Annotated in this window: 10 protein-coding genes and 1 pseudogene; 10 read left to right on the top strand and 1 reads right to left on the bottom strand. The window is 43.2% G+C overall.

The window, feature by feature from the left end:
- Positions 1 to 235: 235 nt before the first annotated feature.
- The 8 genes from N1I87_RS11120 to pyrE are packed head-to-tail and all read left to right on the top strand — an operon-like array spanning position 236 to position 9,850.
- Positions 236 to 1,168 carry an aspartate carbamoyltransferase catalytic subunit gene (locus N1I87_RS11120; protein WP_341094778.1) on the top strand — a complete coding sequence of 311 codons (933 nt, stop codon included), beginning with the start codon at positions 236 to 238 and terminating at the stop codon, positions 1,166 to 1,168.
- Positions 1,131 to 2,417, top strand: a complete 1,287-nt coding sequence (locus N1I87_RS11115) for a dihydroorotase (protein ID WP_341101760.1) — start codon at positions 1,131 to 1,133, stop codon at positions 2,415 to 2,417. Before N1I87_RS11120 ends, N1I87_RS11115 begins: the two co-directional genes overlap by 38 nt.
- Positions 2,414 to 3,511 (top strand): carbamoyl phosphate synthase small subunit, encoded by a 1,098-nt coding sequence (locus tag N1I87_RS11110; protein WP_341101757.1) that lies wholly within the window; start codon positions 2,414 to 2,416, stop codon positions 3,509 to 3,511. Before N1I87_RS11115 ends, N1I87_RS11110 begins: the two co-directional genes overlap by 4 nt.
- The gene (carB, locus tag N1I87_RS11105; RefSeq protein ID WP_341101755.1) at positions 3,504 to 6,722 is read left to right on the top strand and encodes a carbamoyl-phosphate synthase large subunit; all 3,219 of its coding nucleotides are present in this window, start codon (positions 3,504 to 3,506) and stop codon (positions 6,720 to 6,722) included. Before N1I87_RS11110 ends, carB begins: the two co-directional genes overlap by 8 nt.
- Positions 6,719 to 7,498 (top strand): dihydroorotate dehydrogenase electron transfer subunit, encoded by a 780-nt coding sequence (locus N1I87_RS11100; protein ID WP_341101753.1) that lies wholly within the window; start codon positions 6,719 to 6,721, stop codon positions 7,496 to 7,498. The genes carB and N1I87_RS11100 overlap by 4 nt, the downstream gene beginning before the upstream one ends.
- Positions 7,495 to 8,436: a dihydroorotate dehydrogenase gene (locus tag N1I87_RS11095; RefSeq protein ID WP_341101750.1), complete on the top strand. Its 942-nt coding sequence runs from the start codon at positions 7,495 to 7,497 to the stop codon at positions 8,434 to 8,436. Before N1I87_RS11100 ends, N1I87_RS11095 begins: the two co-directional genes overlap by 4 nt.
- On the top strand, positions 8,408 to 9,148 hold the full coding sequence (gene pyrF / locus N1I87_RS11090) for an orotidine-5'-phosphate decarboxylase (protein ID WP_341101748.1): 741 nt from the start codon (positions 8,408 to 8,410) through the stop codon (positions 9,146 to 9,148). Before N1I87_RS11095 ends, pyrF begins: the two co-directional genes overlap by 29 nt.
- Before the next feature lie 51 nt (positions 9,149 to 9,199).
- A complete protein-coding gene (pyrE, locus tag N1I87_RS11085) occupies positions 9,200 to 9,850 on the top strand; it encodes an orotate phosphoribosyltransferase (protein ID WP_341101746.1) in 651 nt (216 codons plus the stop codon).
- Positions 9,851 to 9,888: 38 nt separating this feature from the next.
- On the opposite strand, the gene N1I87_RS11080 is transcribed toward pyrE, so the two are convergent.
- Positions 9,889 to 11,595, bottom strand: coding sequence for an Rqc2 family fibronectin-binding protein (locus N1I87_RS11080; RefSeq protein WP_341101745.1), 1,707 nt, complete (start codon positions 11,593 to 11,595; stop codon positions 9,889 to 9,891).
- Positions 11,596 to 11,879: 284 nt separating this feature from the next.
- Between N1I87_RS11080 and N1I87_RS11075 the strand changes: the two genes are divergently transcribed.
- Positions 11,880 to 14,561 (top strand): calcium-translocating P-type ATPase, SERCA-type, encoded by a 2,682-nt coding sequence (locus N1I87_RS11075; RefSeq protein ID WP_341101744.1) that lies wholly within the window; start codon positions 11,880 to 11,882, stop codon positions 14,559 to 14,561.
- A 291-nt stretch (positions 14,562 to 14,852) separates the two neighbouring features.
- Positions 14,853 to 15,730, top strand: a pseudogene (locus N1I87_RS11070) (YicC/YloC family endoribonuclease).
- Positions 15,731 to 15,732: the final 2 nt, after the last annotated feature.

The following is a 15,732-nucleotide window of genomic DNA, read 5'->3' as shown; positions in this document are numbered from 1 at the left end:
TGACAAAGGGCAGAATGAATGACGGCGCTGCTGATTTCGGTACCGTGTATGGGAGATCGAACAGCGAGCGCATGATTTTGCTTACCTCTTTGTCGGCGTTTAGCTGCAAAGAGGTTTTTTATGCTTGTATAAAAAAACAAATATCAAAAAACACACTATTTTTGGATGATTCGAACGAAAAAAGAAAAACTTTTTTATTCAAGCAAAAAAACGAAATTTAAGGGGTGCAGATCGTATGTTAAAAAATTTAGTATCAATTAAGGATTTGCATAAAGATAAAATTTTGTTAATATTAATGCAAGCCGATTATTTTAGCAAAGGCTATCGCTGGCAACCTGACAATCAAACTTTTATCGCAAACTTATTTTTTGAGCCGAGCACAAGAACAAAAAGCAGCTTTGAGATGGCCGAGAGGAAATTAGGACTTGAAGTGATACCGTTTGAAGCGGGAAGTTCAAGCGTATTAAAGGGAGAAACTCTTTATGATACAGTCCGTACTTTGGAATCACTAGGAGTGGATGCGGTTGTGATTCGCCATGAAGAAGATGAATACTATCGCCACTTAATTGGAAAAGTGAATATCCCCGTTATTAACGCAGGCGATGGATGCGGGCAGCATCCGACTCAAAGTTTGCTGGATTTATTTACGATTCAGCAAGAGTTTGGAAGTTTTGAAGGATTGAAGATTGGAATTGTCGGCGATATTCGTCACAGCCGAGTTGCCCGTTCCGACGCAGAGGCATTAAGAAAACTGGGAGCGAATGTTTTTTATTCAGGTCCGAAAGAATGGTTTGATCAGGATTTCTTGTATTCGGGTGAATTTGCAGCGATCGACGATTTGATTCCTGAGGTGGATGTGCTGATGCTTTTAAGAATTCAGCATGAACGTCATAACGAACATACCACTTTTTCAACAGAGGAATATCACGAATTGTACGGCCTGACCGTTGAACGCGAGAAAAGAATGAAACCGGGAAGCATCATCATGCATCCCGCTCCCGTTAATCGAGGCGTTGAAATCGATGATCGTTTAGTTGAATGTAGAAGATCAAGAATATTTAAGCAAATGGAAAATGGAGTTTATGTCCGCATGGCTGTTTTAAAAGAAGTGTTGGAAGGGAGAATGGCCAATGAAGCTGCTGATCAAAAATGGCAATATTCTTTGTAAAAACGGGAAAATCAAAATCGTCGATATTCGCGTGGAAGACGGAAAAATAGCCGAAATGGGAGAGCATCTGACCGCTTTCGATGAAACCATTTTGGACGCTGGAGGAAATTTGATTGCTCCCGGCTTTATCGATGTCCATGTTCATTTACGTGAGCCGGGCGGAGAACAGAAAGAAACGATCGAAACCGGTACGCTCGCCGCGGCCCGAGGAGGCTTTACGACCGTCTGCGCCATGCCTAACACAAAGCCGGTTCCCGATACGGTGGAACGGATGAAAGAATTGCAGAAGCGAATTAAGGAGAAAGCTTATGTGCGCGTCCTCCCTTATGCCTCGATTACTGTCAATGAAGCGGGGAAGGAACTAACGGATTTTGAAAGTTTGCAAAAAGAAGGAGCATTTGCCTTTACCGATGACGGGGTTGGTGTTCAAAATGCAGGAATGATGCTTAAGGCAATGGAAAAGGCGGCGGCTGTTCAAGCATCGATTGTCGCCCACTGCGAAGAGAATACTTTAATTTTCGGAGGAGTCGTCCACGACGGCACGTTTGCGAAAAAACATCATTTGAAAGGAATCCCTTCCGTATGTGAAGCGGTACATATCGCAAGGGACGTGCTGCTTGCTGAAGCAGCGGGATGCCACTACCATGTCTGCCATATCAGTACGAAAGAATCGGTAAGAGCCGTACGGGATGCCAAAAAAGCGGGTATTCATGTGACGGCGGAAGTAACGCCTCATCATTTGTTGTTGACAGAGGAAGACATTCCGGGGCTTGACGCTAATTTTAAAATGAATCCTCCTCTTCGCAGCAAAGAAGATCGAGAAGCTTTAATTGAAGGGCTTTTAGATGGAACCATTGATTGTATAGCAACAGACCACGCTCCGCATACAATGGAGGAAAAACAAGCAGGAATTGAAAAAGCTCCTTTCGGGATCGTCGGCCTGGAAACAGCTTTCCCGCTGCTTTATTCACGATTTGTTCAAACAGGCATTTTTACGTTAAAACAGCTAGTCGATTGGATGACGATTAAACCGGCGGAAGTGTTTCATTTGCCATATGGGAAGCTTGAGGAAGGAGCTCCCGCAGATCTTGTGATTATTGACTTGAACTTGGAAAAGAAAATTGAGCCAAAGCATTTTGCTTCTAAAGGACGGAATACTCCGTTTGCAGGATGGAAATGCAAAGGTTGGCCAGTGGCAACCATCGTAAACGGAAAAATAGTTTGGCAGGAAGGAAGGATTTACGCGTGAAGAAACAGCTTATTTTAGAAGATGGGACCATCATGATCGGGGAAGGGTTTGGAAGCGAAAAAGAAACGATAGGAGAAGTCGTATTTACTACAGGAATGACAGGTTACCAAGAAGTGCTGTCCGACCCTTCTTATTGCGGTCAAATCGTTACATTTACTTATCCGCTCATTGGAAATTATGGCATAAACCGAGATGATTTTGAAACGATCCATCCGGCGGTAAAAGGATTGATCGTAAAAGAAGCCGCGGACTTTCCTTCCAATTGGCGGAGTGAATGGTCGATCGATGAATACTTGAAACATAGAGACATTCCCGGCATATCAGGAGTGGACACGAGAAAATTAACGCGAATTATCCGCCGATACGGCACATTAAAAGGGGCGATTGTTTCCGAAAACGAATCTCCTGATCGCGTCATTGCTCGTTTAAAAGAAACGAAACTGTCAACCGATCAAGTAAAACAAGTATCGGTTAAAGCTCCATTCCCGAGCCCTGGTCGAGGATTTCGCGTGGTGCTGATGGATTTTGGGATGAAACACGGCATTTTAAGGGAGCTAAACAAACGGAATTGTGATGTTGTCGTTGTTCCATACAATACAACTGCAGAAGAAATTCTTCGATATAAGCCGGATGGTGTGATGCTTTCCAACGGCCCGGGAGATCCGAAAAACGTTCCTGAAGCGATTGAAACCGTCGGTAAACTGCTTGGAAAAGTACCTGTTTTCGGCATCTGCCTGGGACATCAGCTATTTGCATTAGCTTGCGGTGCAGATACGTTCAAATTAAAATTCGGCCATCGAGGATCCAATCATCCCGTAAAAGATTTAGAAACAGGAAAAACCGCCTTAACTTCACAAAATCACGGATTTGCCGTTAACGAGGCTTCTCTTGAAAATACAAGATTGGAAATCACTCATATTGCTCTGAATGACGGAACGATCGAAGGGTTGAAGCATAAAGATTATCCGGCTTTTACCGTTCAGTACCATCCGGAAGCCTCACCGGGTCCGGAAGATGATAATTCGTTATTTGATCGTTTTATGCGCATGATGGAAAACTATCAACATGTTGGAAAGGAGACTCTTCATGCCTAAACGTACAGATATTGAAAGCATTTTAGTAATTGGATCCGGCCCGATTATTATCGGTCAAGCAGCAGAATTTGACTATGCAGGAACACAAGCATGTTTGGCTTTGAAAGAGGAAGGCTATCGTGTCATTCTAGTCAACTCAAATCCCGCGACCATTATGACGGATACTGAAATTGCCGATGTTGTGTACATGGAGCCTTTAACTCTAGAGTTTGTGACCCGAGTGATTCAAAAAGAACGACCTGACGCCATTTTGCCAACGCTTGGCGGTCAAACCGGCTTAAACTTAGCTGTCGAATTGGCGAAAGAAGGCGTGTTAGAACAGTACGGAGTGGAAATTTTAGGGACGAAGCTATCCGCCATTCAAAAAGCAGAAGATCGGGAATTGTTCCGCAATCTGATGAAAGAATTGGGTGAACCGGTTCCGGAAAGCGAGATTGTCCATACTTTGGAAGAAGCCTATTCCTTTGTGGAAAAAATCGGTTATCCGGTCATTGTTCGTCCTGCCTATACACTTGGCGGGACCGGCGGCGGAATTTGCCATAACGAGGAAGAACTCATTGAGATTGTATCAGGAGGACTGAAAAAAAGCCCGGTTCATCAATGCTTGGTAGAAAAAAGCATTGCCGGGTATAAGGAAATCGAATATGAAGTAATGCGTGATTCCAGTGACAATGCCATCGTTGTCTGCAACATGGAGAACATCGATCCGGTCGGCATTCATACAGGCGATTCCATCGTGGTAGCGCCAAGCCAAACACTTAGCGATCGCGAATATCAAATGCTCCGCAATACGTCATTAAAAATTATCCGCGCTTTAGAAATCGAAGGTGGATGCAATGTCCAGCTGGCGCTTGATCCGAACAGTTTCCATTACTATATCATCGAAGTGAATCCACGCGTTAGCCGCTCGTCGGCGCTCGCCTCAAAAGCAACGGGGTATCCGATTGCCAAATTGGCGGCAAAAATTGCTGTTGGATTAACACTTGATGAAATAAAGAACCCTGTGACCGGGAAAACGTACGCTTGTTTTGAACCAGCCCTTGATTATGTCGTTTCTAAAATTCCGCGTTGGCCATTTGATAAATTCGAATCGGCAAACCGCATTCTCGGAACGCAGATGAAAGCGACTGGAGAAGTAATGGCGATTGGAAGAACGTTTGAAGAATCCATCTTAAAAGCCGTCCGCTCCCTGGAAAACAATGTGTTCCATTTAGAACGGAAAGAGTTGGCGGGACTGGATGAACAAACATTGGCGACCCGAATTAAAACAGCAGATGATGAACGATTGTTTTGCATTGGCGAAGCCCTTCGCAGGGGAATTTCGATTGAAACCATCCATGAATGGAGCAAAATCGATCTCTTTTTCTTAAAGAAGCTTCAAAACATTGTATCCTATGAATCTGTATTAAAAGCCCACCCGTTTGATGTGGAAAAAACTAAGAAAGCTAAACAAATGGGCTTTGCCGATGCGACTATTGCAAAACTGTGGAACGTGACTGAAAAAGAAGTATATGACTGGAGAAAACAATACGGGATTGTTCCGGTTTATAAAATGGTCGATACGTGTGCTGCCGAATTTGAGTCGGAAACTCCTTATTATTATGGAACGTATGAAGAGGAAAATGAATCGATTGTCACCAGTCGGAAATCGGTGGTCGTAATCGGATCCGGACCCATCCGAATTGGTCAAGGAGTGGAATTTGATTATGCGACGGTCCATTCTGTCTGGGCCATTCAAGAAGCAGGGTATGAAGCGATTATCATTAATAACAATCCGGAAACGGTTTCCACTGATTTCAGCATTTCGGATAAACTTTATTTCGAGCCGCTCACGATTGAAGATGTCATGAATATTATTGATTTGGAAAAACCGGAAGGAGTTATCGTCCAATTCGGAGGACAGACGGCTATTAACTTGGCGGATTCATTGGTGGAGAGGGGAGTCAACATTTTAGGAACATCTCTAGAAGACATTGATCGTGCGGAAGATCGCGACAAGTTTGAAATCGCACTCGATCAATTCAACATTCCGAAACCGCTTGGAAAGACGGCCTTCTCCGCAGAAGAAGCAGTGAAAATCGCAGCTGAAATCGGCTACCCGGTTCTTGTGAGACCATCTTATGTGTTAGGTGGTCGTGCCATGGAAATCGTTTATCATGAAGAGGAATTGCTTCATTACATGAAAAATGCTGTCAAGATCAATCCAGAACATCCGGTGCTAATTGATCGTTATCTAACAGGAAAAGAAATCGAAGTCGATGCCGTTTCGGATGGAAACGATGTGCTCATCCCGGGAATTATGGAGCATATCGAACGTGCCGGCGTCCATTCAGGTGATTCCATTGCTGTCTACCCGCCGCAAACGTTGACGAAAGAACAGAAAGACAAAATCATCGATTATACGATTAAATTAGCAAAAGGTTTAAATATTATCGGTTTACTGAACATTCAATATGTGGTGACCAAGGAAGATGTATTTGTTCTGGAAGTCAATCCGCGTTCAAGCCGCACAGTGCCGTTTTTAAGCAAAATCACGAATATTCCAATGGCAAACTTGGCGACAAAAGCCATTTTGGGAACGAATTTAAAAGAAATGGGTTATTCTACAGGATTAGCTGAAGAACAAAAGGGTGTATATGTAAAAGTTCCTGTTTTCTCCTTTGCGAAGCTGCGCCAAGTGGATACAACACTCGGACCGGAAATGAAATCAACCGGGGAAGTGATGGGGAAAGACGTCACATTGGAAAAAGCGCTCTATAAAGGGCTGCTTGCTTCCGGAATCAAAATTCAGCAAAAAGGTTCCATCTTATTGACCGTTGCGGATAAGGATAAAGAAGAAACATTGGAACTAGCCAAACGATTTGCGGCCATTGGCTTTAAACTTCTGGCGACAAGCGGTACAGCCAAATATTTGCAAATGGGAGGCATTTCAGCAGAAACGGTAGGAAAAATAGGCTCGAAACATCCGGATATTTTGGATGTCATTCGTCAAGGACAAGCGCAGTTTATCATTAATACGTTGACAAAAGGAAAGCAGCCGCAGCGCGACGGCTTTAAAATTCGGCGTGAAGCCGTGGAAAACGGCATTCCATGTTTAACGTCGCTAGATACAGCGGAAGCGATATTGAGAGTGCTGGAATCGATGACTTTTTCGATGGAAGCTATGCCGAAAACAAAAATGAAAGGACACATCGAGGCGGTGATGGCGTGATCAAACAAGAGCTTATGACCATTGTTTCTCAACAACAAATTGCCAAGAATATTTATGAATTAACAATGGAAGGCGAATTGGTTCAGGAGATGGACGAACCGGGAAGGTTTGTTCATCTCCGTATCAACGGCGGGACCGCACCCCTTTTGAGGCGGCCCATCAGTGTTGCTGCGGTTCATCAACATTTAGGACAGTTTACCATTATTTATCGAGCGGGCGGGGAAGGGACACGACTTCTTTCCGAAAAGAAAGCGGGGGAAAGAATCGATGTCCTGGGCCCTCTCGGCCATGGCTTTCCGCTGGAAGCGATCGAATCTGGTCAAACCGCCGTTCTAGTCGGCGGCGGAATCGGAGTGCCTCCTCTTTATGATTTGTCGCGACGACTTAAAGAAAAAAATGTTCATGTCATTCATGTTCTTGGTTTTCAAAATCAAGAGAGTGCTTTTTATATGGAAAAATTTTGTGATTTAGGTGAAACCTATATGGCGACAGAGGATGGTTCGCTTGGAATAAAAGGATTTGTCACAGATGCCATCAAGCAGTTTTCTGTAAAAGGAGATGTTTTATATGCTTGCGGTCCGATCCCGATGCTGAAAGCTCTTGAAAAGGAAAATCCGGCCGATCGGGGGTTCGTTTCCCTTGAACAGCGGATGGGTTGCGGAATCGGGGCCTGTTTTGCCTGTGTTTGCCATCCTAGTAACGATCCAAAGGGAACGGAATATCGAAAAGTATGCAGCGATGGTCCGGTGTTCCCAATTGGGGAGGTTGTATTGTGAATCCATTGCATGTCCAATTGCCAGGTTTAGAGTTGAAAAATCCAGTGATGCCGGCCTCAGGCTGCTTCGGATTTGGAAGAGAGTTCAGCCAGTTATATGATTTGAATCAGCTGGGTGCGATTATGATCAAAGCGACCACACCGGAACCAAGGTTTGGAAATCCGACTCCGCGAGTAGCAGAAACCCCTTCGGGAATGTTGAATGCCATTGGGCTGCAAAATCCGGGATTAAAAAAAGTAATCAGCGACGAGCTTCCATGGCTCTCACAATTTGATGTGCCGATTATCGCCAATATCGCCGGATCGGAAATGGAAGACTATGTAACGGTTGCTGAAGCCATCTCACAAGTGGACAACGTGAAAGCGCTGGAACTGAATATTTCCTGTCCGAATGTTAAAACAGGCGGGATTGCTTTTGGGACGGTACCGGAAATTGCAAAAGAACTGACGAAAAAAGTGAAAGAAGTATCCGAAGTTCCGGTATATGTGAAATTGTCTCCTAATGTCACCAATATTGTGGAAATAGCAAAAGCAGTAGAAGAAGGCGGAGCGGACGGTATTACGATGATTAATACGCTTTTAGGCATGAAGATAGACATCCATACTGGAAGGGCTCAATTGGCAAACGGCACCGGAGGTTTGTCAGGTCCCGCTGTCAAACCGATTGCGGTGCGGATGATCTATGAAGTGAGCCAGCATGTCCATATTCCGATCATTGGAATGGGCGGTATTTCCTCGCTCGATGATATTCTCGAATTTTTTTATGCGGGGGCCAGCGCAGTGGCCATCGGTACAGCGAATTTTGTTGATCCGTTTATTTGCCCGAAACTCATTGATCAGCTGCAAGACTATGTGGCTTCTAAAGGAATTGATCATATCAGCGAATTGACGGGAAGGAGCTGGAAGTCGCATGGAAACAGAACCTATATTGGCTCTTGATTTTTCCGATTGGAATCAAACAAAAGCATTTTTGGCGCCGTTTTCCGGGAAGCCATTGTATGTAAAAGTGGGAATGGAACTTTATTTTCAGAATGGACCAGTCATCATCGAAGCATTAAAAGCAGAGAATCATCGAATTTTTTTGGATTTAAAACTCCATGATATCCCTAATACGGTCAAACAAGCGATGAAAGGCTTGGCGAAGCTTGGAGTGGATATGGTCAACGTGCATGCAGCGGGCGGGAGACGGATGATGGAAGCGGCTTTGGAAGGGTTAGAAGCCGGAACGCCGGCAGGGAAATCGCGCCCACTGTTATTGGCCGTCACCCAGCTTACGTCAACAAGTGAACTTGAGATGCAGTCTGAACAGCTTGTTGCTGTCTCGCTGGAGGAATCAGTGGTCCATTATGCAAAGCTGGCAAAAGCGGCTGGTTGCAACGGAGTCGTATGCTCTGTACATGAAGCAGTAAAAATATCGGAAGCATGTGGAGCTGAATTTCTAAAGGTGACACCGGGAATCCGCTTGCAAACAGATCAATCTCATGATCAAAGGCGTGTGGCAGATCCGAAAACCGCCAGACAACTTGGTGCAAGCATGATCGTGGTGGGAAGATCGATTGCTAAAGCTCCAGATCCTCTACATGCATATCAACAGGTAAAAAAACTATGGAATGATTATTCAAAGCCTCTTGTTAGAAATTCTGGTCTATAAACCAGCAGATCTGAAAAAAAGCTGTAAAAATGGTGAGAGGAGAACAGTCACATGCAGAACGATCATATACAAAGTAAAAGAATAGCAGAACAACTTCTCAATATTGAAGCCATCTATTTGCAACCAAACGATCCATTTACATGGTCCTCAGGAATAAAATCGCCCATATATTGCGACAATCGTCTTACCCTATCTTATCCGGCGGTGCGAAAAGAAGTTGCGAAAGGACTCGTTTCTTTGATTAACAAACATTTTTCAGAAGTACAATGCATTGCAGGGACTGCGACAGCGGGCATTCCTCATGCGGCTTGGGTAAGCGATCTACTCGATTTGCCCATGTGCTATGTTCGTTCAAAAGCGAAAAGCCATGGAAAAGGGAAACAAATAGAGGGCAAAGTACAGCCGGGCGTTAAAACGGTGGTCGTAGAAGACTTAATTTCGACAGGAGGAAGCGCTATTCAAGCAGCTAACGTCTTGCGAGAATCAGGATGCGAGGTGCTTGGAGTCGTGTCGATTTTTACTTATGAACTTGAAATAGGAAAGCAGCTGCTTGATGAAGCCAATTTAAAAGCTTATAGTTTAAGCAATTATTCAGCGCTAATGGAAGTTGCTTTAGAAAAAGGAGCGATTCAACCCAAGGATTTAGAGACTCTTCGTCAATGGCGGGAAAATCCTGAGCATTGGCCGATGGTACAATCGTAATACATAGATGAAAAAATAAGGAAGAGAGCGTCTCTTCCTTATTTTTTCAATTTCACCACTAAATCAGGATCCGGTGTAACATAAATGGTTTGCTGATTGTCATAGATGACAAATCCAGGTTTTGAACCGTTCGGTTTTTTGACATAACGAATTTTCGTGTAATCTACCGGTACTGAACTGGAATGTTTTGCTTTGCTGAAATAAGCGGCCAGGTTGGCGGCTTCCAACAGCGTTTCTTCGGATGGGCTATTATGGCGAATCACAACATGGGAACCGGGAATGTCTTTTGTGTGCAGCCATATATCATCTCGTCGAGCGAGTTTCGTTGTGACATAATCATTTTGTTTATTGTTTTTGCCCACTAATATAATCGTTCCGTCACTGGCTGTGTAAGTATCGATCATTGGTTTCTCTTTTCCTTGTTTTCTCTTCGCTTTCGATTTCATCCGCAAATAGCCCTCTTCCTCTAATTCTTCGCGGATTTCTTCAATGTCTTTCGGGGATGCGGATTCAAGCTGCTGAAGCAAATTTTCAAAGTATTGAATTTCTTGCTTTGTTTTATCGATTTGCTCGTTTACAACGACCAATGCATGTTTTGCTTTTTGATACTTCGAAAAATAAGACTGGGCATTTTCCGACGGACTTTTTTTCGGGTCCAAAGGAATGGTGACCTTTTCTCCGTTTTCATCATAATAATTGATGACTTCAATTTCCGTCATTCCTTTTTGAACGGCGTACAGATTGGCGGTCAGCAATTCGCCGAGTATTTGGTACTCATCGGCATTTTCCGCTTCCTGAAGCGTTTTTTCCAATTTTTTTAGCTTGGATATATTTTTTTCTAATTCATTTTTCACCAGCCGTTCTAAATCACTGCCCAGCTGTTTTACACGGTCCCGCTCCGCTTTGCCGAAATAAAAACGGTCAAGTAGAGAACTGAGGGAATGAAACGGTTGCTTTGTTCCTTTAAGATGATTGAGATCTCGCCAGTAAAAATGCTCTTTTTTGTCTCCTTTCCACAGCATTGGCTGAAAAAGCCCTTCTTTTAGCGGCTGCAGCAGGCGAATAAAGGCAGCTGGGACTGTCGTGCGGTTAGGAATCCCGGCTTCATGAAGCACTTCCTTCGCGAACAACGGAGAAACGCCGGAAAAGTGCTGAACTAGCTGTTTGTCGAGTTTTCCGCCATTAAAATCGAGGAGACGAAGCACGTCATCTTCGGTTGCCTCCAGTGGATTCAACTTGTTTTGGGAAGGCGGATATAAATATTCGTTTCCAGGCAATACGGTTCGGTACCGGCTAAGGGCAGGCGTAATATGTTTAATGCTGTCAATAATTTTCTGCGTCGGCTGATCCACCAGGACAATATTGCTGTGGCGTCCCATAATTTCAACGATTAACTGTTTAGTAGAAACATCGCCGATTTCGTTTTTTCCTTTTAGCTTAAAAATCAGTATACGGTCCAATTCTTTCTGTTTCAGTTCTTCGATAATAGCCCCTTCTAAGTGCTTGCGCAAAAGCATGCAGAACATGGGCGGTTCCTTCGGATTTTCGTACGGCTCATTTGTCAGCTGCACCCTGGCATAGGTAGGATGGGCAGATAGAAGCAGTTTATAGTTTTTCCCTTTGGAACGGACGATGAGAATAATTTCGTTTTTATAAGGTTGATGGATTTTCGTAATTCTTCCGCCAGTGAGTACTTTTTGCAGCTCCATCATCATGGCGTGAGTAAATAATCCGTCAAACGACATAATGAAACATCCTTTTCTATATATGATTTTAATGCTCCTTGTAAGAGCGTCCTTTTTAATGAATCTTTATTATTATAATGGAAACTCTCATTGAGTTGTTGTTAGAAATCTGTGCAAGGGAATTATGAATGGATTAAAATCCATTAGCCTTCATTTGTTTTTGCCATCACAACTAACTCCAAGCGTGAAAAGTGCTCTTTTCTAATAAATCATATCATTTTTTTGGACGAGTCTGAATAACCTTGCTATAAGAGCGACGTTTAAGGGGAGAGTGTGATAGAGAAATGAAATTTTATGAGATGGAAAGGCCGGACATAGAAAAAAAATTGAATGTTAATCTGGAAAAGGGATTGAACTCAAAAGAAGTAGAAAAACGGAGAAAACAATTCGGCGTTAATGAATTGGAAGAAGGGGAATCCCAGTCCGCGTTTAAATTGTTTATTTCTCAGTTTAAAGATTTTATGATATTGGTTTTACTGGCAGCTACCTTAGTGTCTGGATTGCTGGGGGAGTATATGGACGCGATCGCTATCGTTGCCATCGTGATCGTGAATGGGTTTCTTGGCTTTTTTCAGGAACGTAAAGCCGAACAATCTTTGCAAGCTTTAAAGGAATTATCTGCTCCCAAAGTAAACGTGCTCCGGAACGGTGAATGGATAAAAATTCCTTCAAAAGAGCTCGTGATTGGGGACGTGATGAAATTCGAAAGCGGAGACCGAATTGGTGCCGACGTCCGTATTTTAAAGGCGAATAACTTAGAATTGGAAGAGTCCGCTTTAACAGGAGAATCGGTCCCTGTACCTAAAATCGCTGAATCGATTCACGGGGAACATTTAAATATCGGGGATTTAGAGAATATGGCTTTCATGGGGACAATGGTTACGAGGGGAAACGGAATCGGAGTTGTTACGGCAATCGGCATGAATACGGCAATGGGGAAAATTGCCGATTTGCTTCAAAATGCCGAAACCCTTTCTACCCCGCTCCAAATGCGGTTGGAACAGCTGGGAAAAGTATTAATTGTCGCCGCTTTGTTTTTAACGGCGTTAGTGGTGGGCATTGGGATTTTGCAAGGTCATGGTTTTTATGAAATGATTTTTGCTGGCGTATCGCTGGCGGTTGCGGCGATTCCGGAAGGGCTTCCGGCCATTGTGACAGTCGCTTTGTCATTGGGGGTTCAGCGGATGATTAAAAAAAGGGCCGTTGTCCGCAAATTGCCGGCTGTCGAAACGCTTGGATGCGCATCCGTTATTTGTTCCGATAAAACCGGAACGATGACGCAAAATAAAATGTCCGTGACCCATTTATGGTCGAATGGGAAAACGTGGACCGTAAGCGGAACAGGTTTTTCACCGAATGGAGAATTTTTTGAAGATGGCGTCCGGATCATACCCCAACGGGAAAAAAGTCTTTATCAGCTGCTGACATTCGGACTTTTATGTAATCATGCGGAGTTAAAACAAAACAAGCGTGATTTTTTTATTGACGGCGATCCAACGGAAGGGGCTTTATTGGTGGCGGCGATGAAAGCGGGCCTGACAAGGGAGAATTTGTCGCAACAATTCACAGTGGAACAAGAATTCGCGTTCGACTCTATTCGAAAAATGATGTCCGTTGTGGTGAAAGATCAAAGCGGGCAGCGTTTTGTCATCACCAAAGGAGCACCGGACGTGTTAATCCAAAAGTGTTCGTCGATTCTATGGAACGAGAAAAAGGTAAACTTTTCCCGCGATCATAAAAAGATCGTAGACAACGTAATCCGTGATTTTGCTGGCATGGCTCTTCGCAATATTGCAGTTGCTTACAAACCGCTTAAGGAGAGGGAATCAGCTATTCAAAATGTAGAAGAAGCGGAAAAAGAGCTTATTTTTATTGGCATTGAAGGAATGATTGATCCGCCTCGTCCGGAAGTCAGACAAGCCATCAAAGAGTGCCGAGAAGCTGGCATTAAGACCATTATGATTACAGGAGACCATGTAATGACAGCAAGAGCCATTGCCAAGCAATTAGGGATATTAGATAATCGTTCCAAAGTGGTCAGTGGTCAGGAACTTAATCAAATGTCTATCGCTGAACTGGAAGAAGTAGTTCAAGATACAGCTGTATTCGCCAGAGTCTCCCCGGAACATAAATTAAAAATCGTTCGGGCTCTCCAAAATAATGGCCACATTGTGGCGATGACGGGAGATGGAGTCAATGACGCACCTGCCATCAAAGCTGCTGATATCGGGATTGCCATGGGGATCTCGGGTACAGATGTGGCTAAAGAAGCTTCTTCGCTTGTGCTCATGGACGACAATTTTGCCACTATTAAGTCAGCGATTCAAGAAGGAAGAAATATATATGAAAATATTCGCAAATTTATTCGCTATTTATTAGCTTCCAATGTAGGGGAAATTTTAGTGATGCTATTTGCCATGATTTTAGCCTTTCCTCTTCCACTCGTCCCCATTCAAATTTTATGGGTCAATTTAGTGACGGATGGACTTCCGGCCATGGCATTAGGACTGGACCATCCGGAAGAAGATGTGATGAAGCGCAAACCGAGAAATCCAAAAGAAGGGGTATTTGCTCGTGGTCTTGGTTGGAAGGTTTTGTCCAGAGGATTTTTAATTGGCGCTGTCACCATCATCGCTTTTATTGTTGCTCGAAAACAGCATCCGGAAAATTTAGCCTATGCTCAAACGATTGCTTTTGCCACTTTAACCGTTAGTCAATTGATCCTTGTATTTGATTGTAGAAGCGAACATTCGATCTTTTCTCGAAATCCGTTTGAGAATCGTTGGCTCGTTCTGGCTGTTCTCTCATCGGCCGTTCTATTGCTGGCGGTGATCTATATTCCTTCGCTGCAGCCGGTTTTTCAAACGGTCACCCTTCCTCCCAGGGAATGGCTGCTTATATTAGGGCTAAGTGCATTACCGACATTTCTTTTGGCAGGCTCTTTTTATACAAGAAAAAGAAAATGATTTGTGATATAATCCAAAAGGTATCAGGGGATTTTCCTCTATACCTTTTCTTTTTGCAGAAAGACGTATATCTTAAATGGACCCTTTTTCATCATGTCAATATATGTAATTGACTGAATCAATAAGAAGGTAGCGTCCGTTTGTCAGCTGTCCAAAAAATGCATAAAGCTTGAATGACAGCAATCCGGAAGATTACCTTGTGGATGAAGGACATTTGGGAGGGTGAAATGCTCTCCTCGATAGACGTTGTTCGTAAAAGAGAAATTCATAGCTGGATAGGATGTGAAACCGATGGTTGTTAGCATGACAGGCTTTGGAAGAAGCAAAGCAGAGTCTGCTCAGCATGCGGTTACGGTTGAAATGAAATCAGTGAACCACCGCTTTTGCGAGTTTACGATACGCATGCCCCGACAGTTATTAAAGCTGGAAGATAAAATCAAAAAATATCTCGGACAATACATAAAACGTGGGCGTGTTGAAATTTTTGTGATCATCGAAGGAGCGGGGGCTCTTAAACGTTCAATACATGTTGACTGGAATTTGATTGAGGATTATTATCAATTCATAAAAAAAATAAAAGAAAAATATCAGTTAAATGGCGAAATCCAAATCAGCGACTTTCTTCGTAAAGAAGAATTAATTACGATAGAAGAAAGAGAAGAAGAAAACGAGGAACTTGAAAAACTTGTTTTCCAAACGATAGAAGAAGCTGTTCGAAATTTGTTGGAAATGCGTAAATTAGAAGGGGAACAGCTTGAAAAAGATTTGCTGATTCAATTAAATAAAATTCAGACGGTCATTAAAAAATTCAATCTCTTGCACCGAAAGTGTCCAAGCATTATCAAGAACGCCTTGAAAAGAAAGTAAAAGAAGCTGTGTCCAATAACGAGGTGGATGAAGCCAGAATTTTATCGGAAGTGGCTATTTTGGCTGATAAAGCGGATATTAATGAGGAATGTGTAAGATTAGCCAGCCATATAAAGCAATTTTCACAGCTTTTGGAGAAAGATGAACCGATCGGCAGAAGGCTTGATTTCATCATTCAAGAAATGAACAGAGAAGTCAATACGATTGGTTCCAAAGCGAATGACTCAGAGATCGCGGCAAATGTCATTGAATTAAAAAGCTGTTTAGAAAAAATGAAAGAACAAGTACAAAATATTGAGTAATG

The organism is Bacillus sp. FSL W8-0102 (assembly GCF_038007225.1).
GTDB classification, from domain to species: domain Bacteria; phylum Bacillota; class Bacilli; order Bacillales; family DSM-4216; genus Bacillus_O; species Bacillus_O smithii.
Note: the sequence above shows the minus strand (reverse complement) of the source record. Positions and strands in the feature narration are given on the sequence as shown.

Bases quoted from the DNA above. Each gene is read 5' to 3' on its own strand.
- N1I87_RS11120 (WP_341094778.1), top strand. From the start codon at position 236: ATGTTAAAAAATTTAGTATCAATTAAGGATTTGCATAAAGATAAAATT.
- pyrE (WP_341101746.1), top strand. From the start codon at position 9,200: ATGCAGAACGATCATATACAAAGTAAAAGAATAGCAGAACAACTTCTC.
- pyrF (WP_341101748.1), top strand. From the start codon at position 8,408: ATGGAAACAGAACCTATATTGGCTCTTGATTTTTCCGATTGGAATCAA.
- N1I87_RS11080 (WP_341101745.1), bottom strand. From the start codon at position 11,595: ATGTCGTTTGACGGATTATTTACTCACGCCATGATGATGGAGCTGCAA.
- N1I87_RS11115 (WP_341101760.1), top strand. From the start codon at position 1,131: ATGAAGCTGCTGATCAAAAATGGCAATATTCTTTGTAAAAACGGGAAA.
- carB (WP_341101755.1), top strand. From the start codon at position 3,504: ATGCCTAAACGTACAGATATTGAAAGCATTTTAGTAATTGGATCCGGC.
- N1I87_RS11075 (WP_341101744.1), top strand. From the start codon at position 11,880: ATGAAATTTTATGAGATGGAAAGGCCGGACATAGAAAAAAAATTGAAT.